Source organism: Ligilactobacillus aviarius subsp. aviarius DSM 20655 (genome assembly GCF_001436315.1).
Taxonomy (GTDB): domain Bacteria; phylum Bacillota; class Bacilli; order Lactobacillales; family Lactobacillaceae; genus Ligilactobacillus; species Ligilactobacillus aviarius.
In genome coordinates, this window is the sequence record NZ_AYZA01000019.1 from 145252 (window position 1) to 166759 (window position 21508).

Annotated in this window: 18 protein-coding genes; 15 read left to right on the plus strand and 3 right to left on the minus strand. The window is 40.7% G+C overall.

Features of this window, described 5'->3' with window-relative positions; genetic code table 11:
* Positions 1–27: 27 nt before the first annotated feature.
* Positions 28–1065: a ribonuclease H family protein gene (locus FC33_RS04495; RefSeq protein ID WP_057827424.1), complete on the plus strand. Its 1038-nt coding sequence runs from the start codon at positions 28–30 to the stop codon at positions 1063–1065.
* Between the two features lie 197 nt (positions 1066–1262).
* Here FC33_RS04495 and FC33_RS04500 read toward each other — a convergent pair whose 3' ends face one another.
* A complete protein-coding gene (locus FC33_RS04500; protein WP_057827425.1) occupies positions 1263–1655 on the minus strand; it encodes a hypothetical protein in 393 nt (130 codons plus the stop codon).
* Between the two features lie 169 nt (positions 1656–1824).
* On the opposite strand from FC33_RS04500, the gene FC33_RS04505 reads away from it, so the two are divergent.
* A complete protein-coding gene (locus FC33_RS04505) occupies positions 1825–2289 on the plus strand; it encodes a hypothetical protein (protein ID WP_057827426.1) in 465 nt (154 codons plus the stop codon).
* A gap of 38 nt (positions 2290–2327) precedes the next feature.
* On the opposite strand, the gene FC33_RS04510 is transcribed toward FC33_RS04505, so the two are convergent.
* Both FC33_RS04510 and FC33_RS04515 read right to left on the minus strand, forming a co-directional pair.
* The gene (locus tag FC33_RS04510; RefSeq protein WP_057827427.1) at positions 2328–3197 is read right to left on the minus strand and encodes an MBL fold metallo-hydrolase; all 870 of its coding nucleotides are present in this window, start codon (positions 3195–3197) and stop codon (positions 2328–2330) included.
* A gap of 4 nt (positions 3198–3201) precedes the next feature.
* Complete coding sequence (locus tag FC33_RS04515; protein WP_057827428.1) at positions 3202–3978, minus strand: sulfite exporter TauE/SafE family protein; 777 nt, start codon at positions 3976–3978, stop codon at positions 3202–3204.
* 280 nt (positions 3979–4258) lie between these two features.
* Between FC33_RS04515 and FC33_RS04520 the strand changes: the two genes are divergently transcribed.
* From FC33_RS04520 to FC33_RS04580, 13 genes are all read left to right on the plus strand, one after another.
* Entirely contained in the window at positions 4259–5701 is a 1443-nt protein-coding gene (locus tag FC33_RS04520) for a basic amino acid/polyamine antiporter (protein WP_057827429.1), read from the plus strand.
* A gap of 15 nt (positions 5702–5716) precedes the next feature.
* Positions 5717–6502, plus strand: a complete 786-nt coding sequence (gene recO / locus FC33_RS04525; RefSeq protein ID WP_057827430.1) for a DNA repair protein RecO — start codon at positions 5717–5719, stop codon at positions 6500–6502.
* 77 nt (positions 6503–6579) lie between these two features.
* Entirely contained in the window at positions 6580–8169 is a 1590-nt protein-coding gene (locus FC33_RS04530) for a bifunctional aspartate transaminase/aspartate 4-decarboxylase (RefSeq protein ID WP_057827431.1), read from the plus strand.
* A 24-nt stretch (positions 8170–8193) separates the two neighbouring features.
* Positions 8194–9717, plus strand: coding sequence for a glutamate/gamma-aminobutyrate antiporter (gene gadC, locus FC33_RS04535; protein WP_057827432.1), 1524 nt, complete (start codon positions 8194–8196; stop codon positions 9715–9717).
* Positions 9718–9729: 12 nt separating this feature from the next.
* A complete protein-coding gene (gene gad, locus FC33_RS04540; RefSeq protein WP_057827433.1) occupies positions 9730–11136 on the plus strand; it encodes a glutamate decarboxylase in 1407 nt (468 codons plus the stop codon).
* 75 nt (positions 11137–11211) lie between these two features.
* On the plus strand, positions 11212–11898 hold the full coding sequence (locus FC33_RS04545; RefSeq protein ID WP_057827434.1) for a DUF554 domain-containing protein: 687 nt from the start codon (positions 11212–11214) through the stop codon (positions 11896–11898).
* Positions 11899–12194: 296 nt separating this feature from the next.
* Positions 12195–13112, plus strand: a complete 918-nt coding sequence (gene glyQ / locus FC33_RS04550; RefSeq protein WP_057827435.1) for a glycine--tRNA ligase subunit alpha — start codon at positions 12195–12197, stop codon at positions 13110–13112.
* A gap of 1 nt (position 13113) precedes the next feature.
* Entirely contained in the window at positions 13114–15198 is a 2085-nt protein-coding gene (glyS, locus tag FC33_RS04555; RefSeq protein ID WP_057827436.1) for a glycine--tRNA ligase subunit beta, read from the plus strand.
* Between the two features lie 156 nt (positions 15199–15354).
* Positions 15355–17244: a DNA primase gene (gene dnaG / locus FC33_RS04560; protein WP_057827437.1), complete on the plus strand. Its 1890-nt coding sequence runs from the start codon at positions 15355–15357 to the stop codon at positions 17242–17244.
* Positions 17245–17259: 15 nt separating this feature from the next.
* Complete coding sequence (gene rpoD, locus FC33_RS04565; protein ID WP_057827438.1) at positions 17260–18393, plus strand: RNA polymerase sigma factor RpoD; 1134 nt, start codon at positions 17260–17262, stop codon at positions 18391–18393.
* Between the two features lie 72 nt (positions 18394–18465).
* Positions 18466–19566 carry an RNA polymerase sigma factor RpoD gene (rpoD, locus tag FC33_RS04570; RefSeq protein WP_057827545.1) on the plus strand — a complete coding sequence of 367 codons (1101 nt, stop codon included), beginning with the start codon at positions 18466–18468 and terminating at the stop codon, positions 19564–19566.
* Positions 19567–19579: 13 nt separating this feature from the next.
* Positions 19580–20287 carry a tRNA (adenine(22)-N(1))-methyltransferase gene (locus FC33_RS04575; protein ID WP_057827439.1) on the plus strand — a complete coding sequence of 236 codons (708 nt, stop codon included), beginning with the start codon at positions 19580–19582 and terminating at the stop codon, positions 20285–20287.
* On the plus strand, positions 20274–21392 hold the full coding sequence (locus FC33_RS04580; RefSeq protein WP_057827440.1) for a Nif3-like dinuclear metal center hexameric protein: 1119 nt from the start codon (positions 20274–20276) through the stop codon (positions 21390–21392). The genes FC33_RS04575 and FC33_RS04580 overlap by 14 nt, the downstream gene beginning before the upstream one ends.
* The last annotated feature ends 116 nt before the right edge of the window (positions 21393–21508 follow it).

A 21508-nucleotide genomic window follows, 5' to 3' on the forward strand; every position in this document is an offset into this window, starting at 1 on the left:
AAAATAATGCATGCGAGGTGAGAAAGAATGAAATATTATGCGGTTCGGCGAGGGCGAATCCCCGGAATTTATTCGAATTATCTTGATGCATGGAAGCAAACTCAAGGATTTTCGAATGCAAAAATGAAAGCTTTTAAAACTTTAGGTGAGGCCAAGGCGTTCGTCGGCAAGGTGCCAAATCGATCTCAGAAGAATATAACTGGCAATTTTTATGTGGTTGACTTTAAAGAACAGGAAACGGTTTTCCTTTCAACTGAACGAGTCGTGAATTTTTTAATTGGACATCCCGGAGCAACTCTGCGGCGGTACCTTGATTTTGGGGAATTATTACAAAATATTCGTAAAAAAGGAATTGTTTTATACACGGATGGTTCATTCATTGAAAGTTATGGTTGTTATAGCGGGGCGTTTGTTGCGGTTGATGCGGAGAAGCATGTTGTTCATGAAGAACGATTCACGGGACAGCAAACGCGATTTATTGAAGCGCGGAATAATGCTGGAGAAGCATTAGCAATCGTGCGCGCGTTAAAGTGGGCGGTTGCGAACCAGTATCAAGAAATAATGATCGTAACGGATAGTGATAATATCGTTCGGTGGATCAACGGCAATCGTTCAAACTTACCGATTTATAATTATTTTATCAATCAGCTTAAACATTTTCGCCAAAATTCGCAGATTGAAATTCATTTTAAAGTTGTCAAAGCCCACGCCCAAACATATTATAATAACTACGTTGATCAGCTTACCCGTGAAGTGATTTACAAGGAAAAGGCTGATAATCATTTATGTTACCAGTTGATGAATGATGATCAGTTTTTGCGTGACTTTTTAAATAATCATCCATCTGCGTTCACTGCTTTACAAACCGAAACATTTCATTTTTATCGAGCAAAAGAATTGAATACGCAAGCAATTAACTGGGTTCCAGCTGAACAGGCAGTTGTGATGATTGGAGATCTTCCAAATACATATGGCACGTATTTAATGTTGTTGTATAATCAAGGATCCCGGTTAAAACAGATGGTGGGGAAGATCCATTCCCGAAACTTATTTGTTAAAAATTGAATGTTTGGAAATATAAAAAAGAATAAGGTGTGATAAAACGTTAAAACGAGCGTGATGGAAGCAGAAAAGCGAACGAATCGCGCCAGCATAGATTCGGAGGTTTCGAACTTCCAAGTAGCTCGTTTGTTTTGGAACCCGATTATGCGGAAATAACAAAGAGACTGCAACTTATGTCACAGTCTCTCCTTAATACTTAATTATTTGCTGAATTCTTTGATGATTGATTTGATATCACCAATCACTTTCTTTTGTTCAACATAACTTTTGATTTTTGAATCATCATCGCTGACATTTGAAAGGGTTCCAATCAAATCATCAACTTTACGTTCAATTTTGTTAACGGTGCTGTTTTCGTCATTGATCCAATTTTGGACTTCTTTTTCGGATTGCTTTTCGGCCCGTTCTTCGACATGGTCAATTTTCTTTCCATCGCGAATGATGCTGTGCAGATCATGTAACGCTTTTTCTTGATCGGCGAAATGAGCAAGCTTATTTTCAGCACTTCCCATCTTGGATAAATTGATATCAAGTTTTTCAATTTGATCATTGATCTTCGTTAATAACTTTGCTTCTTCCTTTGCGTAATCCATAAGTGATAACCCCTTATAATTAGTTTATTTGTAAAATTCTCTTTACAAGTTTATTGTAATAGCTATTGAATTTAAAGTATAAGAAAACGGCTTTAAATAATTACGATTGGCGGTTTCTTAAGCAAAAAGCAAAATAATTTAGTAAGATTTACAAATCTGGAGGTTAAAAATGGGCGAAATCGATTTTAAAAATGTAGATATTGAAGGGTTAGAAAGTTCACCATTTACTGAGGAGCTTGCCGGATTAAGGGCCAATGAAGCCCGGTATTATTGGAATCATTTTAAAACAAAGTTTGTTACTTTCCCAGCATCTGAGCGACCAGACATTATTCAAATGATTGATCGAATCGTTGCTGAACGGGATTTGAAATTTAATTATCAACCACTTGAAGTGGCTGACTTTACGACTGAACGTGTCCGTCACTTATACGTGTTTTATCAAAATGGATTGTCGATCAATGTAATGTATGATCTCGATGATCCGCAAAAGCGGGCCGTGGGCTTTAAATTAAGCGACCACATGGACGTTCCGAAAGAGTTTGAAGGTAAATTCAAATTTGCGAAAATGCGGTCCAAACTGGCGGGGACGATTCGCGGCAGTTACTTTAAAATTAAACAGGAGTATCCACTTTAAACAAAACGGGGTTGTATCCTTGGACCACAACCTCGTTTTCATTTAATCACCGTTAAAATATCAGATAAATAAAAATAATCGTTTAAACGTGGAAAGTAACTGTAAATCTCACGAACTGCTGAATCATAGTCAGAAAATGAAAAAGATTGAGTGATTCGTTGATGAATCAGTTGTCGAAGTTTTTGGTATTTGTGGTTGACCTTAACTAAACTCGAAAGGTTCATTGAATCGCCATGCCCCGGGCACCACGTTTGGATTTTAAACGTCGTTAAAATCTTCTTGATATTCTGTTCGTATTCCTGGTTCAAAAGGCAAAGTTTTTGGTTAACCGGATCAATGTCTAAAAGAACGTTAAAGTAAATTCCTTTTAAAATCAGGTCCCCGCCAAAAAAGAAATTATCCTTTTGAAAAACAATGTCGGCCGGTGAATGACCGCGTAAACGGTGAATCCGAATAGAAGAAACAGGTAACCGATTCAAATCTTTAAAGTTAACGTTTTCTAGGAAAGGTAAAAAACGCTTTTGAAGCTGAGCCTTTATCTGATCAATGGCATGCGGCGGAATGCCCAAGATTTGCAGTTGTTGGGTTTGTTCTTCAATTGCATTTAAATATGCAGTTGTTCCGTAGTATCGGACTCCTGAATCAGCATAGACTGCGGTTTCTTCAGGAAAGTACTTTAACAATCCGACATGATCTGGATGGTGGTGGGTTATAACCACGGATACCTGTTTAAGGTTGATTCCAAGGCTTTTCAAATTTTGTTGTAATTCCAAATAACATGGGTAGTTATCAGGACCTGCATCAATTAATAATTTTTCATTTTTGAGAAAATAAACATTAACTTGTGGGGCACGGGAATCTGTTTGAGCCATTTTCATTAAATAGACGTCAGATGTAATTTGTTTCATTGAATTAACCTACCATTTGCACAAGCATGATAATGCCGATAATAATGAAGAAAATATCAAGGAAAACAGCTAACTTTTGATCATTGATCTTGTTGGCATACTTTGATCCGAGCATTCCGCCGATAACAGCACCGATAGCTAGTAAGATTCCATAAAGGAAATTAATGTGTCCATGCGTAAAATATCCTACGTCAGATGAAAGGGCCGTGATGGCCATGATCAAGGTCGATGTTCCAACCGCTGTATGCATTGGGTATCCAAGAATTACAACCAACGCAAGCAAAATCATGACGCCGCCACCAGCACCGAAGATTCCGCTAATAATTCCGATGGCGATCCCGATTAAAACGGCGGTTAAAATCTCAGTCCATTGATGTTTAAAATTGATTTGTTTTTGCGGTTTTTGATTTCCTTTTTTCGCTTTCCGCAACTGACTGATTCCAGAAAAAATTAATAAAACACCGAACAGGCCGGAAAGGGTAATGCCTTTAGTTTGGTTGGCGATGGTTGCTCCAATTTGCGCTCCGATAATTGACGCAATTGCGATCCAAAGACCGGATTTTAATTCAACATGGCCCTTCCGATAATAATTGTACGATACAACGATCGAGGTTACGATATCAACGAAAAGACTGGTTCCAATTGCAGTATGAACATCAACGTGAAAGAGCATTGAAAGGGTTGGTACAATCAGGGTAACCGCGCTGGCACCAACAAGACTCGTGATTCCGCCAGTGATCAAACCGATAATAATTAGGACCCCGTATAACAGATAAGTCATTTAATTCACCCCAATAATTATTGTTTTCTATCGAGTAAGTCTAGCATAACTGCGAGATGAAGGTTAATAATTCGGTTGGTTTCGAAATTAATAGGTGTAATCTTGATTAATAATTGGTATAATTTGAAATAAAGTATTGAAAGGACTGTGGATGACATGAAAATTTTTCTTCAACAAATTCAAATAAAACGCCTTGTTTTCGCCCATCGACATCCACGAATGCATGAAATTGAAAAATAATGAACCAGAAAGAAAAATTTGAAAGAATGGACGAAGTTAAATGGAAAACAACAAAACAAAGAAACTCGGATTATTAAGCCTGGCAAGTGTCGTTTTGAGTGCGATGCTTGGGGGCGGAATTTTTGATTTACCGAAAAACATGGCATCGGTTGCAGGAGCAAAAGCTCAAATTATTGCTTGGATCGTTGTCGGAATTGGAATGTGGTTTGTAACCTCAATGTTTTTGAAACTGACGGAATTAAAACCGGATTTAACGACGGGGTTATACAAGTATGGCGAAGCCGGTTTTGGAAAGTTTACAGGCTTTTTTGTTTCATGGGGTTACTGGATTTGTGAGTGTTTCTCAAACGTTGCATATGCGGTTTTGATTATGAGTACGCTGAATTATTTCTTCCCAGAAAAGTTTAGCGGCGGAAATAATTGGCCATCAGTTATTGGCGCCACGATTATTTTGTGGGGAATGACGTTTATCATTGCATACGGAATTGAACAAGCCGGCTGGGTAACGGTTGTTGGAACGGTTGTCCGGGTGGCAGTTATCGTATTGATCATCGTTGCATTGGCAATTCACTTTAAGTGGGTCACGTTTACAACCAACTTCAGTGCATCCCAATCAATTCCAGCGTTGCATGATCAATCGTTGGGAAGCATCCCCCACCAAGTTTTGAAGACCATGACCGTTACACTTTGGGCGTTCGGTGGAATTGAAGGCGCGGTTGTCTTATCAGATCGAGCCAAATCGCAGCTTGAAGTTAAGCGGGCAACGGCAATTGGTTACTTTATGTGTCTTGCATTGTACTTCATTGTTTCATTGTTGCCGTTAGGATTATTGTCATATGGTGAGATTGCCCGAATGGTATCACCATCAACGGCTCAATTGTTGACGTTGGCGATGCACTGTTCAGCCGGCCGGTTGATCATTGCAGCCGGGCTGATCGTTTCAGTTTTGTCATGCTGGTTGTCATGGACAATGATGTTAGCCGAAATGCCGTTTGCTGCTGCCAAGGATGGAGCATTTCCAAAGATTTTTGCAAAGGAAAATAAGAAGCATGTTCCAGTCTTCTCGCTTTTTGCGGCAACGGTCGTGATGCAACTGATTATTCTGCTATCACACTTTGCAAACGATGCCTTTCAAATGGCATATACGATCGTGGCAACAATGACGGTTCCGCCGTACTTTATCAGTGCACTATATTTGATCAAACTTTCAATCAAGCAAGCAAATTATCCGGGACAAAAAGGACGGATCAGTGCATTAATAACTGGGATTTTGGCAGCTTTGTTTACCTTGATCATGGGAATTTCAGCTGGAATTAATTACGTGACGATTGCGTTTATTGCATACGTGATTGGAATTCCGTTGTTTGTCAAAGCCCGGAAAGAACAAGCTCCTGGGGAACCGATTTTCACCCGGTATGAAAAATGGTTTGCCGCTGCAATTGTTGTCGTTGCCATCGGCGGGGTTATTTTACTTTTGAAATAGTAAGCAGGTGAATTAGTGGGAAGTTATTCAGACGAAGAGTTTACGGGAATTGTTGTTAGTCGACAAGATTACCGGGAACGCGACATGTTAGTAACGATTTTAACTGACCGCTTTGGCTTTAAGACGTTTTTTATTCGGGGAGCGCGAAAACGTGGTTTTCGAATGCAAGCTGCCATTTTACCGTTTACTCACGGAACTTATATTGGAAAAATCAATGATGATGGGTTGTCATTTATTACGACGACGAGGGAAGTTGCTCAGTACCAAGAAATTTCGCAAGATATTGAGCTTAACGCGTATGCCTCATATATTCTTGGATTAGCTCGCCAAGCATTTGGTAATCAGCCAGACTTGGCGAGTTTATGGTTTACTCAGCTTGCAACCGCGTTACAATTAATTGACGAAGACTATGATCCAGCCATCATTACCAATATTATCGAGGTTAAGTTACTTGGATGCTTTGGAGTCCAACCGAACTGGCAGGCATGTGCAGTTTGCGGGCGCGATGATCTTCCGTTTGATTATTCTGAAATGTATGGCGGACTGTTATGCCAGGAGCACTGGCATTTAGATGAGCACCGGTTACATTTAGATAAACGGACGATTTACTTTTTGCGGCAATTTAGCGTTGTTGATCTAACGAAATTGAATTCGATCAGCTTAAAAGAAACGACGAAGCATAATTTACGGCGGGCGCTGGATGAAATTTATAACAGTCAAGTCGGCGTTTACGTCAAAGCGAAAAAATTTATCGATCAGATGGGATCATGGGATAAAATTCTTAAAAATAAAAATAATTAAAAACTTATTTATTTTATTTTAAACACTGGTATAATTTCTAGGTGTATTTTAAAAAGGCAGAAGGGATAGATTTTAATATGGATGCTGGCCAAGAAAAAGCTTTAGAAAAACTTGGGGCTTTTGAAATCAGTAGTCTAATGCTTAAATTAGCAAAGAAAAACAATCATAAATTTTTAAATGCAGGGAAAGGAAATCCAAACTGGATCAATACCAAGGCGCGATTAGCGTTTGCCCGGTTAACGGAGTTTGGAATCGATGAATCGCAACGGACGATCAACCGGCGTGATTTAGCAGGTTTCGTTGAAAAGAAAGGAATCACTGAGCGCTTAAAAGATTTTCTTGATCCGCAAGCTCATGAAAATGACCAATTTATTTTGGACATTTTGGACTATGTTTCACAAAAGTTGAACTTGGATTTGGATGATTTCGTTGCTGAATTAACAAACGGAATCATGGGAAATACTTATCCAACGCCGAACCGGATTTTGAAAAATACCGAAGTTATTTTGAATAAGTACCTCGAATCAACGTTATATAACGGCGTGCAACTTGCAGATTCAACGAAGTTAATGGCAACTGAAGGCGGAACGGCTGCGATTGTATATCTTTTCCACTCATTGGCTGAAAACCATTTGATCAAGCCCGGGGATAAGATTGCAATCAATACACCGATCTTCACGCCGTATTTGCAAATTCCAAAGTTAAACGATTATGAATTAGTTGAAGTTAAGCTTCAAGCTGATCCAAATAATGATTGGAAGGTTAATCCGGACGAATTGGATAAATTAAAAGATCCTTCAATCAAAGCATTATTTATCGTTAATCCAACTAACCCAGCTTCACGGGCATTTGACGACGATGTTTTAAATAAGATTCGGGAAATTGTAACGGAAAATCCAAACTTAATGATCATTACCGATGATGTATATGGCACGTTTGTTGATGGCTTCCAAACCGTTTACAGTGTTGCGCCAGAAAATACGTTATTGATTTATTCATTTTCAAAACTTTACGGCGCAACCGGTTGGCGGTTAGGGCTGCTTGCAATGAATGAAAATAACATTTTTGACCGGTTGATTCATGAATTGCCGGCGGATGAACAAGCTGCAATCAATGACCGGTACCGGTTAGTTGAAACTGATCCGGATAAGTTGCCGTTTATCGAACGGATTGCCGCTGATAGCCGTTCAATTGGACTTTATCATACTTCCGGACTTTCAACGCCGCAACAAATGATGGAAGTTCTGTTTGCATTGACCCACTTAGTTTATGCAAACGGCTCAACGGATGCGTATATCGATGAATGTCGGTACGTGGTTAACCGGCGGTATACTGATTTAGTTAAGGGCCTTGGAATTGAAGCGGACAATTCACGGACAAATGCTAAATACTATACTTTGATCGATATTTACAAGCTTGCCGAGGAGAAGTACGGCAAGCAATTCAGAAAGTACTTTGAAAAATCATTTGCTCAAATTGATTTCTTGATGAAGCTTTCTGAGGACAATGGGGTTATTTTAATGGACGGAGTTGGTTTCGGAACTCAACCAGGGATTATCCGGGTTTCAGAAGCCAACTTACCAAGCAAGGCCTATGGGGTTATTGCTGAAAAGATCAACGAATTGCTTGAAGAATACTATGAAAAGTATTTAAAGACCAAGAAGTAATTCATTTTAGGGGAAGATTTTGATATGGGAAAAAGTCGAAAATTATCGCTGTTTGATTTTCTTTCGTTAACGGCGTTGATGGTATTAACGGTTTACGAGTACCCGACCTTTGCGACGGCTAAATTACATTTATTATTTTTTGTAATCATTTTCGGAATTTTTTGGTTCTTGCCGATTTCACTGGCAGCAGCAGAAATGGCAAGTGTAAAAGGATGGGAAGATGGTGGCGTCTATGGTTGGGTTAGCAATGCGTTAGGCCAGCGATGGGGTTTTGCCGCCATCTTTTTTGAATGGTTTCAAGTTACGGTCAGTTTTGTAACGATGAGTTACTTTATTTTAGGTGCTTTAGCATCCATTTTTAACTGGTCAGCGCTAAATACCGATCCAGTAATCAAGTTTATTGGGGTCTTAATTATCTTTTGGGGATTGACGCTGACGCAATTGAAAGGCACCAAGCGGACGGCCCAGATTGCTCAAGGAGGATTTGTTGCCGGAATTTTGGTTCCATCAGTTATTTTTTTAGGGCTTGCCATTTTATATTTAGTAAAGGGCGGGCATAGTCAGATTCCAATTAGTTGGCATGCGTTTGTGCCGAATTTTACGCAACTTTCAACGCTGGTTGTAGCGTCTTCATTTATTTTAGCGTTTGGCGGCATTGAGGCCTCAGCCCCACATGTTAATGAATTGAAAAATCCGCAACGAAATTATCCGTTAGTGATCATTATACTGGTGGTATTAACGATTTTTCTGGACGGAACTGGCGGCTTAAGCGTTGCGATGGTTGTTCCACAAAAACAGCTTTCATTAAGTGCGGGTGTCATTCAGGCGTTTAATACGTTGATGCAGCATTTTACAAGTCAAATGACGTGGTTTGTAAAGCTGATGGCATTCTTGATTGCCTTTGGGGTTGCAGCTGAAATTGCATCGTGGATCATTGGCCCGTCAAAGGGAATGTACGTCGCTGCGCAAAAAGGGATGTTACCGCAGACCTTCCGTAAATTGAATTCGAATGGGGTTCCTGTTCCAGTTTTGATTATGCAAGGAATAATTGTTACCGTTTGGGACGCAATTTTAACTTTTGGTGGCGGAACGGATAACGTTTCATTTTTGGCGGCTGTTTCACTGACCGTGGTAATTTACCTGTTGTGCTATATTTTGATTTTTATCAGTTACTTTAAACTGATTTACCGGTATTCAACGAAAGAACGGACATATAATGCTCCCGGCGGTAAAATCGGTAAAACGATGCTTGCCTTTTCAGGATTGGCATTGTCGATTTTCGCACTGATTGTTTCGTTCGTTACGCCGGCAACATTATCACCGCTTCAGGGGCGGAAGTATCAAGTTGTACTGACTGTAAGTTTTGTGATCGCGGTCATTATTCCATTTGTAATTTATGCGTTTCGTCATCGGTTTGGCGAAGCCAATCATCAATTCAAACTGCATCATGTTCGCAGTGAAGACGTCAACCGATTTATTCATCCGATTGGCCGGGGTGAATTTTTGACAGAACATGATTTAAAATTAAAACGTCAGCAAAAGAAATAGGAGGAATGTTTTATGTTATTTGGAAAGAAAGATCAGGAAGAGTCAAAGTACTTGGATCCCATTTTTGGGAATCCAAATGAAGATGCTGATTTACCGAAATATAAACTTGCGCGGAAATCAATGCAGGCCGACGTGGCATACCGGATGGTTAAAGATGAACTGGAAGATGAAGGAAATGCCAGGCAAAATCTTGCAACTTTTTGTCAAACGTACATGGAACCTGAAGCAACCCAATTGATGGCGGAAACGCTTGAGAAAAACGCAATTGATAAATCTGAGTATCCGCGGACAACGGAAATCGAAAACCGGTGTGTCAATATTTTGGCTGATTTATGGCATGCTCCGAAAGATGGCAATTATCTTGGAACATCAACGGTTGGTTCATCTGAAGCATGCATGCTTGGCGGCCTGGCAATGAAATTTGCTTGGCGGAAACGGGCTGAAAAGCTTGGACTGGATTTGAATGCTCACAAACCGAACCTTGTAATTTCTTCAAGCTATCAGGTTTGCTGGGAAAAGTTCTGTACATACTGGGATATTGAATTACGAGAAGTTCCATTGGATGAAAATGATCTTTCGTTGAATATGGATACCGTAATGGATTACGTTGATGAATATACGATTGGGATCGTCGGCATTATGGGAATCACCTATACGGGACGCTACGATAACATTAAGAAACTCAACGATTTAGTTGAAGAATATAACAAACATACTGATTACAAGGTTTATATTCACGTTGATGCGGCTTCAGGCGGTTTTTACACACCGTTTGTTGAACCTGAAATCGAATGGGACTTCAAGTTGAAAAATGTCGTTTCAATCAATTCATCGGGACACAAATACGGCTTAGTTTATCCTGGAATTGGTTGGGTATTATGGCGGGATGCAAAGTTTGTTCCGCAAGATTTGATTTTTAATGTTAGTTATCTTGGCGGTGAAATGCCAACGATGGCAATTAACTTCTCACGCAGTGCCTCACAAATCATCGGTCAATACTATAATTTTGTGCGTTACGGGTTTGACGGTTATCGTGAAATTCATCAGCGGACGCATGAGGTAGCAAAGTATATTATTAAAGAAATCAAGAAGACGGGCAGATTTAAGGTTGTCAACGGCGCACAGCATTTACCGATCCTGTGTTACGCATTGAAAGATGACCACGCTCAAGAATGGAATTTATACGATTTATCTGACCGGTTACGGATGCGCGGCTGGCAAGTTCCAACGTATCCAATGCCGGATAACCTCAACAATCTGATCGTGCAACGGATCGTTTGCCGGGCAGATTTAGGAATGAACGTTGCCATTGAGTTTATTGAAGACTTTAAGGCCTGTCTGGAAGAACTTGATCACGCGCACGTTTTAGCTCATCACAGCGATGAACAGAAGAAAACGACCTATGGCTTTACCCATTAATTAAAAATTAGCTTGCATTTATTGCCAATTAACTTGATAATTATCTAAGAATAAAAAATGATTTAGGTGAAATAAATGTTTTATGTTTTTCTGGATCTAGTCGGAATTACAGTCGGCGGATTATTGAGTAAACCGTTACAACGGTTCTTGTCGGATAAACAAATCAGTTCGATGATGGAAATTGCAACGTTATGTGTTGGCATCATCGGAATCCAGGGCGCAATTGCAACGAAACAGCCGCTGCTAATGCTTGTCAGTTTAGTTGTCGGTTCGGTTGTTGGTGTTTGGCTGGACATTGATGGCAAGTTCAATCATTTTGGTGATTGGATGAAAACGAAATTTAAAACTTCTGACCCGCATTTTGCGGAGGGATTTATTACCGTTTTCATGATTGAATGTGTGGGTTCAATGTCGATCGTCGGGCCGCTCGACGTCGCGCTTGCGGGAAAAACAAGCCTAATGCTCTTTAAGGTGATTTTAGACTTGATTACTTCCTTAGTCTATGGCGCGATTTTTGGATACAGTGTATTGCTGTCTGGACCATTTGTTTTTCTGTATGAAGCAATCATTTACGGATGCGCTTCGTTTATTCAACCATTGTTGAATGCAGGCACGATCAATGAAATCAGTGCCGTTGGTTCGCTTTTGATCGTTGCATTGGCATGTGATATTTTAGAGATCAAACACTTTAAAGTCGCGAACTTTTTACCTGCGCTTTTAGGGCCAATTATTTATGAAGCAGTTTTAATGTTCTGTAAGTAAGATTTGACAAGCTATTCGAATTAGACTATGATAGCGACAGGATATAAGAGAAGCATTGATGAAAAAGGGTCATTTAAGTTCAAAAGACAGCGAGTCTGGCAGGTGAAAGCAGACATGCGAATTTTAATGATTGGCATTTTCGGAGTTTCTTACGAATTAAGCTGCTAGGATCTCCTAGAAATAGGGTGGAACCGCGATTTGAAGAAGTCGTCCCTATGTAACCGAATTGGCGTTGCATAGGGATTTTTTTGTGCGCTGATTCGTTTCTTCAAAATTTTGAATGGAGGAGCATTGAAATGGCAAAGAAATTATCAATGCAAGATATTATTTTAACTTTGCAACAATTTTGGGCAAAGCAAGGTTGCATGATCATGCAATCGTATGACACTGAAAAGGGTGCTGGAACGATGAGTCCATATACATTCTTACGGGCAATCGGACCAGAACCATGGAACGTTGCGTACGTTGAACCATCACGCCGGCCGGCTGATGGACGGTATGGTGAAAACCCGAACCGGTTATATCAACACCACCAGTTCCAAGTTTTGATGAAACCAAACCCAGATAACATTCAAGATTTATACTTGGATAGTTTGCGGGCATTAGGAATCGAACCTAAGGAACACGATATTCGATTTGTTGAAGATAACTGGGAAAACCCTTCAATGGGATGTGCCGGTGTTGGTTGGGAAGTTTGGCTTGATGGAATGGAAGTTACCCAATTTACATACTTCCAACAAGTTGGCGGTCTCGAAGTTAAACCGGTTGCTTCAGAAGTTACATACGGTCTTGAACGGTTATCATCATACATTCAAGATGTTAACTCAGTCTTTGATTTGGAATGGGCTGACGGGGTAAAGTATGGTGACATCTTCAAGGAGCCTGAATATGAACACTCAAAGTATGCCTTTGAAGAAAGTAACCAAGAAATGCTTTTAGATGCCTTTGATACGTATGAAAAGGAAGCTAAGCGGTTGATCAAGGAAGGCCTCGTTCACCCGGCATATGATTACATTTTGAAATGCAGTCATACATTTAACCTGTTAGATGCTCGTGGAGCTGTTTCAGTAACCGAACGGGCCGGTTATCTTGCACGGATTCGGAACATGGCAAAGGCGATTGCCAAGGTCTTCGTTGAAGAACGGAAGAAGTTAGGCTTCCCATTGATTAAGGACGAAGAATTACGTCAAAAATTATTGAAGGAGGATAAATAACATGTCACATACATTTTTAATGGAAATTGGCTTGGAAGAAATTCCAGCGCATGTTGTCACTCCAAGCGCAGCCCAATTAGTTGAAAAAACTGAAAAATTCTTAAAAGAACAACGGATGGATTTTGATGAAGTCCAAACATATTCAACTCCGCGGCGGTTGACGGTTAAGGTTACAGGCTTAGCTGATAAGCAACCTGATATCCAAGAAGAAGCTAAGGGCCCGGCTAAGAAGATCGCTTATGATAAAGACGGCAACTGGTCAAAGGCTGCTCAAGGATTTGCGCGTGGCCAAGGCGTTTCAGTTGATGATATCTTCTTCAAAGAACTGAAAGGCACAGAATACGTTTATGTTAAGAAGTTTATTGAAGGTAAAGCGGCTGCCGATGTAATGCAAGGCATGCGGGACGTTGCAATGGACTTGAAATTCCCAACCATGATGCGGTGGGGAACCAATGATTTCCAATATGTTCGTCCAATTCGCTGGATCGTTGCGATGTTAGATGATCAAGTTATCCCATTCAAGATTTTGAACATCGAAAGCGGTAACGTTTCTCAAGGTCACCGGTTCCTTGGAAAACCAGTTGAATTAAAGAGTGCTGATGACTACGTTGAAGCATTGCGAGCAGAAAAGGTGATCGTTGATGCTGCCGAACGGAAATCAATGATTCGCGGTCAAATCAATGACCTTGCCCAAAAGAATAACTGGAAGATCGTGATTGACGAAGACTTGCTTGAAGAAGTCAATAACCTGGTTGAATACCCAACGGTCTTTGCCGGATCATTTGATGAAAAGTACTTAAGTGTACCGGATCAAGTTTTGATCACTTCAATGAAGGATCACCAACGGTTCTTCTACGTGACTGATCAAAACGGCAAATTATTGCCAAACTTTGTTTCAGTTCGGAACGGGAATACAGAATACTTAGAAAACGTCGTTCAAGGGAACGAAAAGGTGTTAACTGCCCGGCTTGAAGATGCAAAATTCTTCTATGAAGAAGACCAAAAGCAATCAATTGCTGATTACGTTGAACGTTTAAAGAAGGTTATGTTCCACGATAAAATCGGGACAATTTACGAAAAGATGGCTCGGGTTCGCTTGCTTGCAGCTCAAATTGGAAAGTTTGTTGGCTTAAACGACCAAGAATTAGCTGATTTAGACCGGGCAGCTCAAATTTACAAGTTTGACCTGGTAACCGGTATGGTTGGCGAATTTGCTGAATTGCAAGGGGTCATGGGTGAAATCTATGCCCGTTTGCAAGGTGAGAATGACAATGTTGCAGCTGCAATCCGTGAAGAATACATGCCAACCAGTGCGGAAGGCGAATTGCCAACAACAAAGGTTGGAGCGGTATTATCGATTGCAGATAAGATCGATAGTATCCAAGCATTCTTTGCTGCTGGAATGATTCCAAGCGGTTCAAATGATCCATATGCATTGCGGCGTCAAGCTTTAGGAATCGTTCGCATTGCCCTTGCTCGCAATTGGAAGTTATCTGTTCCGATGATGCTGAAATTCGTTGAAAATGCAATGAACGAACGGCCAGATCTGTACAAGAACATCATGCCGGGCGATGAACAAAAAGACATGCAACAATTTATCATCGATCGGCTTGCCCAAATCATGAATGGCGATAAGCAACTCCGTCACGATGTGCTTGATACGGTGGTTGCTAATCCTGAAAATGCGTTCGTTGATATTGAAGAAGCTGCAAAGATCCTTGGCAAGCACCTTGAAGACGACGACTTTAAGGAAACAATCGAAGCTTTGACCCGGGTTGGCCGGATGGCAAAGAAGGCGCCAAACTTTGAAGACGATGCTGTTTTGAAAGCTGAATTGTTTGAAAACGAATCTGAAAAGAAGCTTGCCGAAGCGGTTAAGAAAGTTGCAACGGCCTTTGAACAGGCTGATTTAGAAGAAAAATTCAATCAATTAGCATCATTAAAAGATCCAATCACCGATTACTTCGATTCAACCATGATCATGGCAAAGGACGAAGATGTAAAGCAAAACCGGCTCTTGCAATTAAAGCAAATTGCTGATTTAACAAAAGATTTTGGTGAATTAGATAATTTGAACGTTAAATAAAATTAATCATTAAGTTTGAAATTCCGATGGTAGCCGCCATCGGAATTTTTTTGGCTAAAATGCCTTAAACTTGCAACCGACAGCAATTCGCGGTATCATTTTATTTGACTGTAAACAGTGGGTGTTTTTTACCCTTTTTTAGAGAGGAGAGGTCAAATGCGGATTCCACCAGAGCTGATTGATCAGGTGCGATCAGAGGTTAATATCTTGGATGTTGTTAGTCAAAAAGTGCAGTTGCACAAGTCTGGGAAAAATTGGTTCGGCTTTTGTCCTTTCCATCCGGAAACGACACCATCGTTTTCGGTTAATGAACAAAAACAAATTTTCAACTGTTTCTCGTGCCATCGGGGTGGTAACGTCTTTAAGTTCGTGATGGAAACGGAAGGATTAACTTTCCCAGAGGCTTTTCAAAAGGTCGCCGAAATGAGTGGAATCTCACTTGATCCGAAGTATACGCAACTTGGATCATTAAATGCCGCTGAATCATCTGAAAACGGGAAAATCATCAGTTTATATGCGCAAGCCACACAACTGTACCATCATATTTTGGTAAATACTGAGCTTGGTGAGGAAGCGTTGAATTACCTGCACGATCGCGGGTTAAACGATGACATGATCAACGAATTTAACCTAGGATTTGCACCGACAACCGATATTTTGAAAAACTTTGTAAAGGAAAAGCAAATCGATTATCAAGTTTTACGCAAATCAGGATTATTTGTTGAGCGGCCGCTGAACGCCGATGATCCGGTCGATAACTTAAATGACCGGTTTAAAGATCGGGTAATGTTTCCAATCAACGATGCAAACGGTCATCCAATCGCTTTTTCAGGAAGAGCATTACACACTGAGGATAAGACGGTTCCGAAGTATTTGAACTCACCTGAAACCCCAATTTTTAATAAACGACGGGTTCTTTTTAACCTGGATAAGGCAAAGGCAACGATTCGCCAAACTAAATCAGTAATTCTTTTTGAAGGGTTTATGGATGTCTTGGCCGCTTATCGGGCTGGAGTTAAGAATGGCGTTGCGTCAATGGGAACGAGTTTAACGGATGAACAAATTGGAATTTTAGCGCATCAGGCGCGGAAGCTTTCGATTTGTTACGACGGGGATGATCCCGGTCAAAACGCGACGAAACGGGCGTTAGAAATCATTCGTCCAAGTGAACGCTTTGATCTGGAAGTCATTAATTTACCGGATAAACTTGATCCGGATGAAGTCGTTAAAAAGTATGGCGAAGAAAAGTTTCGTGAAATCGTGCAGAATCAGCATGAAACACCGTTAAGCTTTTTCATGCACTTTTATGCGCGCAACCGCAACCTTGAAAATGAAAACGACCAGTTAGCATATATTTCCGATATTTTGAAAGAACTGGTAACGGTTAAAGATCCAATCGAGCGTGACTTGTATTTAAACCGGTTAGCATCGAAGTTTGGCGTTGAATACCGCAACCTTGAAAGCCAACTGCAATCTTTGATGGCTGAGCAACAGGCGCGGGAAAAGACCAATCTGAGGGCGAATGCTCAAACACCGGAACAGGAATTTGCAAATTACCAAAAAACGATTACAACGGTTACCGAATCCTTTGAAAAGCCGAAGTATTCGCGCGTAGAACGGGCTGAACGGTTATTGCTTTATCGGATGCTGCATGAACGGGATGTGTGGTTTAAGGTCCGTGAACTGGAAGACTTTAATTTCATTCATCAAAGTTACCAAACCCTTTACCTGCTCGCGGAAGAGTATTTTAATCATGATGAAGAATTTGATGATGCAAAGTTTTTGGAAATGGTAAGTGATGATCAATTACATTCCTTAGCAACTGAGCTTTTGATGGAAGAGTATCAAGGAATGGCAACTGATCAAGAAATTGAGGATTGCATTTCGCTAATTATGAATGAGTATCCGCTTGATGAGAAAATTAAACGGCTTGATGAAAAGATCAAGAAGGCCAAACGGATGAATGATAGCGATAACTTAATGTCATTGATTATGGAAAAAACAAATCTTTTGCGCCAAAAAGATTTAATGAAATCAGAGAACTAATAGGAGGAATTGAGAATGCCTGCAAAGAAGAAAGTTCAAGCTGAAGAACCAGCATTTGATGAAAAGACATTTAAAAAAGAAGTTAATGCTTTAATTAAAGAATATAAGAAAAAAGGTCAAATTCAATATGATGAATTAAGCAAACGGATTGCGGAACCGATGCACCTTGACGCTGATCAAATGGATAAGCTGATCGAACGAGTTGAAGATGCTGGGGTTTCAGTCGTTGATGAAGACGGTGAACCAAGTAAGGCAAGTTTGAAAGCCGCTAACCACACTGCTGAAGAAGCAAAAAAGGACGTTTCAGCTCCATCTGGTGTTAAGATCAATGATCCGGTTCGGATGTATTTAAAGGAAATCGGCCGGGTAAACCTGTTAACGGCGGATGAAGAAATCGACCTGGCTTTAAAGATCGAACAGGGTGATGAAGAGGCGAAAAAGAAATTGGCTGAAGCCAACTTACGGTTGGTGGTTTCAATCGCTAAGCGGTATGTCGGCCGCGGAATGTCGTTTCTTGATTTAATTCAAGAAGGAAACATGGGCTTAATGAAGGCGGTTGAAAAATTCGATTACCGGAAAGGATTTAAGTTCTCAACCTATGCAACCTGGTGGATCCGGCAGGCGATTACGCGGGCAATCGCTGACCAAGCGCGGACAATTCGGATCCCAGTTCATATGGTTGAAACGATCAATAAATTGATTCGGATTCAACGGCAAATGCTGCAAGATCTCGGCCGGGAACCAATCCCAGAAGAAATTGGGGCTGAAATGGACATGCCAACGCAAAAAGTGCGGGACATTTTGAAAATCGCGCAAGAACCAGTTTCACTTGAAACGCCAATTGGTGAAGAGGATGACTCCCACTTGGGAGATTTCATTGAAGATCAGGATGCAACGAGTCCTGCTGATCATGCAGCTTATGAATTATTGAAAGAACAATTGAATGACGTTCTCGATACATTAACCGATCGGGAAGAAAACGTTTTGCGGTTGCGGTTCGGTCTTGATGATGGGCGGACCCGGACCCTTGAAGAAGTTGGAAAAGTCTTTGGCGTAACGCGGGAACGGATTCGGCAAATTGAAGCTAAGGCATTACGGAAGTTACGGCATCCATCACGGTCGAAACAATTAAAAGACTTTCTTGACTAGGGAATAAAGTGAACTAAGATATTTCGAATGGGATCGAAACTAAAGGAGGAATCCAACTTGGCAGATTCAAAAATGAATGAAAAAGAATTTAAGAACAAATTGAATTCACTGATCAAAGAATACAAGAAGGCAGGAAAAGTTCAATACGACGAACTCAACAAACAGTTTGCGGAACCAATGAACTTGAATGCCAACCAAATGGATAAAATCATTGAACATGTCGAAGACGCCGGCATTTCAGTGGTTGATGAAAATGGTGAACCAAGTAAGGCCAGTTTAAAAGCTGCTGACCACGCTGCTGAAGAAGCAAAGAAGGAAACTTCATCATCATTATCATCCGGGGTTAAAGTTAACGATCCGGTTCGGATGTACTTAAAAGAAATTGGTCGGGTGCCATTGCTTTCAGCTGATGAAGAAAAGGAACTGGCATTAAAAATTGAACAGGGTGATGAAGAAGCTAAACAACACCTTGCAGAAGCCAACTTACGGTTAGTCGTCTCAATTGCTAAGCGGTATGTTGGCCGCGGCATGTCATTGCTTGACCTGATTCAAGAAGGAAACATGGGCTTGATGAAGGCGGTTGAAAAATTCGATTATCGCAAAGGGTTCAAGTTCTCGACATACGCAACCTGGTGGATCCGGCAAGCAATTACCCGGGCGATTGCTGACCAAGCGCGGACAATTCGAATTCCGGTTCACATGGTTGAAACGATCAATAAGTTGATTCGGATTCAACGGCAAATGTTGCAAGATCTCGGCCGGGAACCAATTCCAGAAGAAATTGGGGCTGAAATGGATATGCCAACGCAAAAGGTCCGGGATATCTTGAAGATTGCGCAAGAACCAGTTTCACTTGAAACACCAATTGGTGAAGAAGATGATTCGCATTTAGGAGATTTCATTGAAGACCAAGATGCAACTAGTCCCGCCGATCATGCGGCTTATGAACTATTGAAGGAACAATTGAATGACGTTCTCGATACATTAACCGATCGGGAAGAAAACGTTTTGCGGTTGCGGTTCGGTCTTGATGATGGGCGGACCCGGACCCTTGAAGAAGTTGGAAAAGTCTTTGGCGTAACGCGGGAACGGATTCGGCAAATTGAAGCTAAGGCATTACGGAAGTTACGGCATCCATCACGGTCGAAGCAGTTAAAAGACTTTATGAGATAAACGAGGTTTTATTTTGGACACATATCATTTATCAAAACGATTAGCAAAAGCTGCGGCATATGTTCCTCAGGGAGCCCGGTTGGCTGACATTGGGTCGGATCATGCATATTTACCCGCAAATTTAGCAATTAATCATATAATTGATTATGGAGTTGCTGGCGAAGTCGTAAAGGGACCGTACGAAAATGCGGTTCATGAAATTCAACGTGAACATTTAGAAGGAAAAATCTTTCCTCGCTTTGCTGATGGTTTGAAGGCTATTGAAGATGATGATCAAATTGATACGATCACGATCTGCGGCATGGGGGGAACCTTGATCCGAAACATTTTGGAAAAAGATAAATCCAAGTTGCAAAACCATCCGTTATTGATCTTACAACCAAATGTTGGAAGCAACGTTTTAAGACAATGGCTTCAAGCAAATCATTATCAGATTACGCATGAAGATATTCTTGAGGAAGATGATCACATTTACGAGATTATTGTTGCTAAATATGCTAATCAACCAATGCAATTGAGTTCTGAAGATCTCTTTTTCGGTCCGATTTTGAGAAAACATCAAAACAATGCTTTTTTGAAAAAATGGGAAAAGGAAATTGAGAAGAATGAAAAGGCAATTCATCAAATGCAAAAGGCAACGAATCCGCCAACCCAGCGACTTGCTCAGTTGAAAACTGAGAACGAATTAATTAGAGGGGTGTTAGCTAATGGTAAAAGTTAAAGATATTGTTTCCCGGTTTGAAGAATTTGCACCAAAATGGATGGCTGAAGATGGCGACCCAGTTGGACTTCAACTTGGTGATTTAAATCAAGAAGTTCACAAAATGATGGTTACGTTGGACGTGCGCCCGGAGACGGTTCAAGAAGCAATCGACCAGCACGTTGATTTCATTTTTGCCCATCACCCAGCAATGTTTCGGCCAGTCCAACCGTTTGATTTGTCAATTCCACAAAATCAAATGTATGCTGAATTGATCAAGCATAACATTACGGTTTATGGAGCCCACACTAACCTTGACAATGCTAACGGTGGAATGAATGATTGGTTAGCTGCTTTATTTGATCTTCAAGACACGATTCCAATGATGCCAACCCGGGAAGAAAAGATGTACAAACTTGCAGTCTTTACCCAATCAAACACAGCGGATTCAATGCGGCATGCATTAAATGCTGCCGGAGCCGGCAATTTGACTAACTACCGCGATTGTTCATACTCATTGACGGGTACTAGCCGCTTCGTCCCACGCGATGATGAACATTCTTACAGTGGCGATGATAAGGATGAAATGGTCGAAGTTGTTCAAGAAAAGATCGAAGTTTTCTTCCCTGCACGAATTAAAGATCGAGTTTTAAAGGCCATGAAAGATAATCATCCGCAAGAAGACTTTATGTATGATTTGCATGAAGTTAACGGTCTTGGTCAAGAATACGGCATGGGTCGGGTTGGTAATCTTCCTGAACCAATGACGGTTAAAGAATTTGCACTTAAATGCGAAGAAGTTTTTGACATTCCAGGCGTTCGCGTTATTTCAAAGGATATCGATCAGAAAGTTCAACGAATTGCATTGCTTGGGGGTTCAGGGGCACGGTTCTATCCGCAAGCTTTGAGTAAAAATGCTGATTTATATTTAACGGGTGATGTGTCATACCATGTTGGTCACGACATCTTAGCTTCCGGGATGAGTGCTGTTGACGCAGGGCACTACATTGAATCCGAATGCAAGCCGCATTTAACAAAGCTGTTCCAAAAGTGGAGCCAGGAAAATGACTGGCAAATTGATATTTATCAGTCGAAATTAAATACAAATCCATATCAGTTTATGTAAAGATTATGAGAGGTTGCGGTCAATACAACCTCTTTTCATGTTAGAAAAGTTGACAATAAAAGAACAAAAACGGTATCATTAAACCATATTAAAATCAATCAAAGAAAGGCCTGAAA